Genomic DNA, 6855 nt, shown 5'->3' with positions numbered 1-6855 from the left:
TTATCGTTATCCATTTTGAGCCTCTGAGGGGCTAACTCATTGGTTGGCGGCAACCTTTAGCAGAGCGCCTAACAAGCCGCCGCCGTTCGCCACTTGTTGGCCTGGTACCGGACCTGCGTTAACCCCAAGTCTTTTAGAAGTCTGACAGGTCCAGGCTGAGCAGTCTGTTCAAAGAAGAACACAGTAAAACTTAACGATTGCATCAACTTAGGTTCTCGACCTGGGCCCGTTCCCGGACTCAGCGCCGGTCGTGCTCTGGTTGCGGGGCTGGCGAGCGATGCCGACCGCGAGCGCCGCGCCGCCCAATCGCTGTCGCAAAAACCCTGAGTCTGGCTCTTGGCTCCTGCCGCCTGCGAGCTGCCCTAGAAGAACCGCACCTTCACGTCCGGCCGCTTCTCCAGGTGGATGCTCTCGACGAAGCGCACGGCGCCGGTTTCGAGCGTCATGACGATGGAAGAAGTGCGCGTGCCCTCGCCGAAGAAGCGGACGCCGCGCATCAGCGAGCCCTCGGTCACGCCGGTAGCGGCGAAGATGATGTGCTTGCCCGGCGCCAGATCTTCGCTGCGGTAGATCTTCTTCTTGTCGGTGATGCCCATCTTGGCGATGCGCGCTTCGAGTTTCGGCCGATCAATCACCAGCCGCGCCTGGATCTCGCCATTCAGGCAGCGCATGGCGGCGGCGGTGATCACGCCCTCGGGCGCCCCGCCCGTTCCCATCACCGCGTGCACGCCCGTGCCGATAACGGCGGCAGCGATGCCCGCCGAGAGGTCTCCGTCACCGATCAGCTTGATGCGCGCCCCGGCGGCGCGGATGTCGCTGATGAGCTTCTCGTGCCGCGGCCGGTCGAGCACGATCACCACCAGGTCCTCGACGTCGCGGTCCAGGCACTTGGCGATGGCCTTCAGGTTGTCCTTGACCGGAGCGTCCAGCTCCACTTTGCCTTTGCAGGACGGCCCGACGACCAGCTTCTCCATATAGCAGTCGGGAGCATGCAGCAGCCCGCCGCGCTCGGACGCGGCCAGCACGGTGATGGCGTTGGCCGAGCCGGTGGCGCACAGGTTCGTGCCCTCCAGCGGGTCCACGGCGATGTCCACTTCGGGGAAGTCCACGCCCTGGGGCGGCGCCGCGCCGACTTTTTCCCCGATGTAGAGCATGGGAGCCTCGTCGCGCTCGCCCTCGCCGATGACGATGGTGCCACGCATGGGGACGGTGTCCATCACCCGGCGCATGGCCTCCGTGGCCACGTGGTCGGAGCGCTTGCGGTCGCCCAGGCCCATGGTTTTGGCGCTGGCGATGGCCGCCTCCTCCACCACCCGCATGAACTCCAGCGCCAGCTGGAACTCCAAGTGCTTGGTGAAAACGGCGTGGGTTGCAGCGTCTTTCTTGGCGTGGTTCTTGAACTCGGGCTTGGTCTCGGTAGCCATGTGGATTCCTCAGAAGGCGTCGATGCCGGTGACGTGCGATCCGATGACGAGAGTGTGGATGTCGTGCGTGCCCTCGTAGGTCTTCACCGATTCCAGGTTCATCATGTGGCGCATGATGGGATAGTCGTCGGCAATGCCGTTCGCGCCCAAGATGTCGCGCGCCATCCGCGCGCACTCCAGCGCCATCCACACGTTGTTCTGCTTGGCCATGGAGATGTGGTAGTGCTGCGCCTTGCCCTGGTCCTTCAGCCGCCCCACCTGGAGCACTAGCAGTTGCCCCTTGGTGATCTCAGAGATCATCCAGGCCAGCTTCTCCTGCACCAGCTGGTGCGAGGCGATGGGCTGGTTGCGGAACTGCTTGCGCTCCTTGGCATACTGCAGAGCGGTGTCATAGCAGGCCATGGCCGCGCCGATGCCGCCCCAGGCGATGCCGTAGCGCGCCTGGTTCAGGCACATCAGCGGCGACTTCAGCCCGCCCGAGCCGGGCAGCAGGTTCTCCGCCGGGATGCGCACGTCCTGCAGCGACAGCCCCGAGGTCACTGAGGCGCGCAGCGACCACTTGCCGTGCACGTCGAAGGCGCTGAACCCGGGCCGGTCGGTCTCCACGATGAAGCCGCGGATATTGTTGTCCTCGTCCTCCACCTTGGCCCAGATGATGGCGATGTGGGCGATGGTGCCGGAGGTGATCCACATCTTCTCGCCGTTGAGCACATACTCGTTGCCAACCTTCTTCGCCCGGGTCAGCATGCCGCCGGGGTTCGACCCGAACTGCGGCTCGGTCAGCCCGAAGCAGCCCAGGATTTCGCCCGTCGCCATCTTGGCCAGGTACTTGTCCTTCTGGGCGTCGCTGCCGAAGGCGTAAATGGGATACATGCAGAGCGCCGACTGCACGCTCACGAAGCTGCGCACGCCGGAGTCGCCGCGCTCCAGCTCCTGCATCACCAGGCCGTACTCTACATTGGACATTCCGGCGCAGCCGTAGCCCTTGAGCGACGCACCGTAGAAACCCATCTCGCCGAAGGGTTGGATGAGTTCCTTGGGGAAGCGCCCGTCGCGGTTGCACTGCTCGATGATGGGAATGAGGTTCTCTTCGATGAACTTGCGGGTGTTGTCGCGCACCAGCCGCTCGTCGTCCGAGAGCAGGGAATCGAACTCGATGAAGTCCACTCCCTTGAATTTAAAGGCCATGGATTTTTCTCTTTCGCGTTGAAGCTAACAGAGGCGTGGAGGAGCGTCAAACCCTTGCACCGCATGGGGGCGCAAGACAGCCAGAGCGCGCTTCCGGTAGAATGATGCCTGCGGTCGGCGCGCAGGTTTTCCCTTCGAGTTTCGGACTCCCGCCCTCAGAACCGCGAATCCAAACCCCCGGTGATCGGGGAAGTTTCTGTCAGGAGAAGAGCATGGTCAAAGTGGCCAAGACCGCCCACCGAAAGAGCATCATGGACACCTCCAAGAGCCACGACTGCCCCAAGTGCGGCAAGCCCACCCGCATCGTCAAGCGGGTGAAAGACCGCGAGCGCGGCACTCCCGGCGGCATCTTCATCTCCTGCTCCGCCTGCGAGTTTTTCGAGAAGCTCTAAGCCAGGACTTTCTAAGCCAGGACTTTCGGCGAGATTTCTTCCAGGATGGCCCGCGCCGCGGCGGCCGGGTCTTTCGCGCCCGTGATGGGCCGGCCGACCACGATGTAGTCGGCTCCGGCGGCGATGGCTTCTGCCGGTGTGGCGACCCGAGTTTGGTCGTCCTTGGCTCCGCCTGCCGGCCGTACCCCGGGCGTCACAATCGCAAAGCCTGCTCCCATCTCCTGCCGGATGGCCCTGGCCTCCTGCGCCGAGGCGACCACGCCCCCGCAGCCCGCTTTTTGGGCCAGGGAAGCCAGCCGCAGGGCTTGCTCCAGGGTTTGCGCCGCCACCCCAATCTCTTTCAGGTCCGCGTCACCGAAGCTGGTGAGGACGGTGACCGCCAGCACCAGCGGAGGACGCGTGGCCGCACCTGCCGCTTCCACCGCCGCCTTCAGCATCTTCGAGCCGCCCGAAGCGTGCACCGTCAGCATCGCGACCCCAAGCTCCGAGGCAGCGCGCACCGCCGCCGCTACCGTGCTGGGGATGTCGTGATACTTAAGATCGAGGAAGACCTTGCGGCCGGCGCCACTCAGGTCACGCACCACCGCCGGGCCGGCGGCGGTGAACAGTTGTTTCCCCACCTTGTAGCTGGAGACGGACTCGCCGAACGCGGCCACGATGCGCTGCGCCTCGGCGGCAGTGGGAACGTCCAGAGCGACAATCAGGCGGTCGCGTGCGCTGTCCATTCCCCTTAGTTTACAGGTTTCTCTTCCAGGCCGGCCAGATGGTGAGTCGCGGCAATGGTCTCCGGTTTCACGATGTCCAGACGCACCCGCTCTGTCCCCCGCTCCCGGAACTCCAGGAGCTGGGCCACGGCATACGACAGGTCAATGATCCGGCTTTCAGGCACCGGACCCCGGTCGTTCACCCGCACCATCACCCACTTGCTGTTACGCAGGTTTGTGACCTTAACCCACGTCCCTAGAGGGAGTTGCCGGTGGGCGGCGGTGAAATGGAACATGTTGTAAGTCTCGCCGTTGGCGGTGGTTCTGCCATGAAACGGCTTGCCGTACCAGGAGGCACGGCCGATTTGATAGGGTTTTGTAGGAGTTTCTACGGCCTTGGAGCCGCTTTTAACGGGTGCCGCCCCCAAGATGGCAACAGTTAACCCTGTGGCCAGAATGCTGGCAAGTACTCGTCGCATTAATACACCTCACGTCTTCGGTAGTTACCTCCCCAACCACAGACTGCTCACAATGCTATGAAAAATAACGTTAGAAGTCAATACCATTGTACCAGGATCAGAACCCGGGGCGTTGTAATTTAGCCGCAGTCAATCCCACTGGAATTGGCAGAAAGCGACCCCTTCCTGGACCTGCGAGAAAACACCGCACTGGCCGACCGGATGCTCCCCAGGTCCAAATCGGGACGGGAGCCGGTCCGGGGCAACTCTGCGGCCGGATTGAGCTTCTGGAAGGGAGACAGAGCCGGCGGCAGGCGCCCGATTCCGCCCGGGTCGCTGCCTCCGGGAAGGGGACCCAGGATTTTTCCGTTCCCATGAGCATTGCTTTTCGCTACATTGCGCAGCCATGACGCAGGCGCCGCCGGTGGTGCTCACCATTTCGGGCTTCGACCCCTCCTCCGGAGCGGGCACGCTGGCGGACATCAAGACCCTGGCGGCCCACGGCTGTTATGGGGTCGGCTGCATCACCGCGCTGACCGTGCAGTCCACCGCCGGGGTCCGGCGAGTGGAGCCGGTCTCAGCCAAGCTGGTGCGCGAGACGCTGGAAGAACTGGCGGCGGACCTGCCCATCGCCGCCGCGCGCATCGGCATGCTGGGCTCGGCGGCAGTGGTGGAGGCGGTCGCCGACTTTCTGGGCGCGGGGCGAATCCCCTTTGTCGTGCTCGACCCGATCCTCAAGTCCTCCTCTGGCGCCGACCTGATCGATAAGGAGGGTGCGGAGCGCCTCCCCAAGCTGCTGTTTCCGCGCGCTACCGTCATCACTCCCAACATCGACGAGGCCGCGCAGCTGACCGGGCTTCCGGTCTCGAACGTCGCGGAGATGAAAGCGGCGGCGCGCAAGCTGCACGAGATGGGCGCCAAAAACGTCGTGGTCACCGGCGGCCACCTGGAGCGGCCCGTCGACCTGCTGAGCCTGGCCGGGCCAGGAGGCTGCGAGCAGTTGGAGTTCGCCTCCGAGCGGCTGCGCTCTACCGCCACGCACGGCATCGGCTGCGCCTTTTCCACCGCGGTCGCCGCCAACCTCGCCTTGGGGAAGCAACTGAGCGACGCGGTGGTTCTGGCCAAGGCCTACGTCACCAAGGCCATTGCCCGCGCCTATCCTCTTGGCCGCGGCACCGGGCCCATCCACCATCTGTTCCGCATGGACGAGCAGCCGCGCCCGGCGCAGGACGCCATCGAGCCCAAGCACTGATCCTCACGCCGATTTGCGCGCTCTCGCCCGAAAAGCTAAAGTCATTCTTCCCGGTGATTGCCCGCTTACATCCTTCCTTGGCGGCTGCGCAGTTCCTCTGCGCGTGCGTGGTTCTCAGCGTTCTTGCTGTTTCCGCACAAGCCCCGCCCCCGACGGCTCAGTCGCTCCTGGCCCAGGGCCAGCGGGCGCTCGAGGCCGGTGACTTCGCTGAGGCGGCGCGCAGCTTCGAGCAGGCCCGCCTCCTGGCCCCGGAGGATCGCGACGTCTTTCGCGGCCTGGTGCTCAGCTACCTGCAGGGTGGGGAGTTCCCCGGGGCTGTCGCGGCCGGGAAGGATGCGGTCGAACGCTGGCCGAGCGACCCGGAGTTCCACCACTGGCTCGGCTTGGCCTACTTCCAGAATCACGAGGCGGCCGCTGCGATTGCGCAGCTTCAGAAGGCCGCACAACTTGCGCCCCAGAACGCGGATGTCCACCATGACCTCGCTCTGGTGTTTCTAGATCAGCAGCAATATCCGCAGGCCGCCGAGCAACTGGAGAAGGTGGTCCGGCTCCGCCCGCGGTCGGCGCTCGACCACGTGCTGCTGGGCCGCGCCTTGCAGAACAGCAACCGCAGCCTGCGCGCCATCGAGGAGTTCAAGACCGCGCTGCGGATCGAACCCGGTCTGCCGCTCGGGCACTACCACTTGGGCTTCGCCTACTCCAGCGTCGGGCGCAACGCCGAGGCCCTGGTCGAATTGCGCCAGGAGGCCACCCCCGGCCAGACCAACGCCGAGGTCTTCTACCAGTTCGGTCACACGCTGCTTGAGTCCGGGCAATGGAAGGAAGCGGTGGCCGCGCTCGGCCGCGCCACCCAGCTGGCTCCCAATCACCAGGACGCTTATTACGACCTGGGCAAAGCCCTGTTGCTGGCGGGCCAGACGGACGATGCGATCGCCGCTTTAGGACGCGCCATCCAGCTGAACCCCCAGGACGCGAGCGCCTACTACCAGCTCTCCCGCGCCCTGGCCCGCAAGGGCGACGACGCGGGATCCCGGCAGGCTCTGACCCGCTTTGAGCAGCTCAAGAAGTCGCAGAAGGAAACCGGCGGGATGGCCACGGGGCGGGACCGCAAATGATCGCTCGCCTCCGCACCGTGCGTCTTGCCGCAATCACGCTCGCGGCCGCCCTGGCCGTGCTTCCGGCAGCGTGGGGACAGAAGACTTCTCGGCCCACGCACCCGTCGATACAGTTCCAGGACGTCACCCGCGCCTCCGGCATCGACTTCCACCTCACCTGCGGCGGCCCGGAGAAGCGTTACATCATGGAGTCGCTCTGCGGCGGCGGCGCCTTCCTGGACTACGATAACAACGGCTGGCTCGACATCTTCCTGGCGAACGGCTCCACTGTCAGCGACCTGCACCACGGCGCCCAGCCCAACTTCAAGCTCTATCGCAACAC

8 protein-coding genes are annotated in these 6855 nt (G+C 64.8%); 4 read left to right on the top strand and 4 right to left on the bottom strand.

Features of this window, described 5'->3' with window-relative positions; genetic code table 11:
* Positions 1-362: 362 nt before the first annotated feature.
* Both glpX and VGQ94_03910 read right to left on the bottom strand, forming a co-directional pair.
* Positions 363-1424: a class II fructose-bisphosphatase gene (gene glpX, locus VGQ94_03915; protein ID HEV2021653.1), complete on the bottom strand. Its 1062-nt coding sequence runs from the start codon at positions 1422-1424 to the stop codon at positions 363-365.
* 9 nt (positions 1425-1433) lie between these two features.
* Positions 1434-2612 carry an acyl-CoA dehydrogenase family protein gene (locus VGQ94_03910; protein ID HEV2021652.1) on the bottom strand — a complete coding sequence of 393 codons (1179 nt, stop codon included), beginning with the start codon at positions 2610-2612 and terminating at the stop codon, positions 1434-1436.
* 212 nt (positions 2613-2824) lie between these two features.
* Here VGQ94_03910 and VGQ94_03905 point away from each other — a divergent pair, with 212 nt between their 5' ends.
* A complete protein-coding gene (locus VGQ94_03905; protein HEV2021651.1) occupies positions 2825-3004 on the top strand; it encodes a hypothetical protein in 180 nt (59 codons plus the stop codon).
* Between the two features lie 11 nt (positions 3005-3015).
* Here the strand turns inward: VGQ94_03905 and pyrF are convergent, their stop codons facing one another.
* Together pyrF and VGQ94_03895 are read right to left on the bottom strand one after the other, a co-directional pair.
* Positions 3016-3729, bottom strand: coding sequence for an orotidine-5'-phosphate decarboxylase (gene pyrF / locus VGQ94_03900; GenBank protein HEV2021650.1), 714 nt, complete (start codon positions 3727-3729; stop codon positions 3016-3018).
* Between the two features lie 5 nt (positions 3730-3734).
* Positions 3735-4187 (bottom strand): septal ring lytic transglycosylase RlpA family protein, encoded by a 453-nt coding sequence (locus VGQ94_03895; protein ID HEV2021649.1) that lies wholly within the window; start codon positions 4185-4187, stop codon positions 3735-3737.
* A 385-nt stretch (positions 4188-4572) separates the two neighbouring features.
* Here VGQ94_03895 and thiD point away from each other — a divergent pair, with 385 nt between their 5' ends.
* The 3 genes from thiD to VGQ94_03880 all read left to right on the top strand — a co-directional run.
* Complete coding sequence (gene thiD, locus VGQ94_03890) at positions 4573-5418, top strand: bifunctional hydroxymethylpyrimidine kinase/phosphomethylpyrimidine kinase (GenBank protein ID HEV2021648.1); 846 nt, start codon at positions 4573-4575, stop codon at positions 5416-5418.
* A 77-nt stretch (positions 5419-5495) separates the two neighbouring features.
* On the top strand, positions 5496-6533 hold the full coding sequence (locus VGQ94_03885; protein ID HEV2021647.1) for a tetratricopeptide repeat protein: 1038 nt from the start codon (positions 5496-5498) through the stop codon (positions 6531-6533).
* On the top strand, positions 6530-6855 hold a 326-nt coding region (locus tag VGQ94_03880; GenBank protein ID HEV2021646.1), incomplete at its 3' end, for a CRTAC1 family protein. The genes VGQ94_03885 and VGQ94_03880, both read left to right, overlap by 4 nt.

The sequence above is a fragment of the Terriglobales bacterium genome (assembly GCA_035937135.1).
In the GTDB taxonomy this organism is placed as follows: Bacteria; Acidobacteriota; Terriglobia; order Terriglobales; family Acidobacteriaceae; genus DASYVL01.
The sequence above is the reverse complement of the archived record's forward strand: the minus strand, read 5'-3'. Positions and strand labels throughout refer to the sequence as shown.

Bases quoted from the DNA above. Each gene is read 5' to 3' on its own strand.
- glpX (HEV2021653.1), bottom strand. From the start codon at position 1,424: ATGGCTACCGAGACCAAGCCCGAGTTCAAGAACCACGCCAAGAAAGAC.
- VGQ94_03910 (HEV2021652.1), bottom strand. From the start codon at position 2,612: ATGGCCTTTAAATTCAAGGGAGTGGACTTCATCGAGTTCGATTCCCTG.
- VGQ94_03905 (HEV2021651.1), top strand. From the start codon at position 2,825: ATGGTCAAAGTGGCCAAGACCGCCCACCGAAAGAGCATCATGGACACC.
- pyrF (HEV2021650.1), bottom strand. From the start codon at position 3,729: ATGGACAGCGCACGCGACCGCCTGATTGTCGCTCTGGACGTTCCCACT.
- VGQ94_03895 (HEV2021649.1), bottom strand. From the start codon at position 4,187: ATGCGACGAGTACTTGCCAGCATTCTGGCCACAGGGTTAACTGTTGCC.
- thiD (HEV2021648.1), top strand. From the start codon at position 4,573: ATGACGCAGGCGCCGCCGGTGGTGCTCACCATTTCGGGCTTCGACCCC.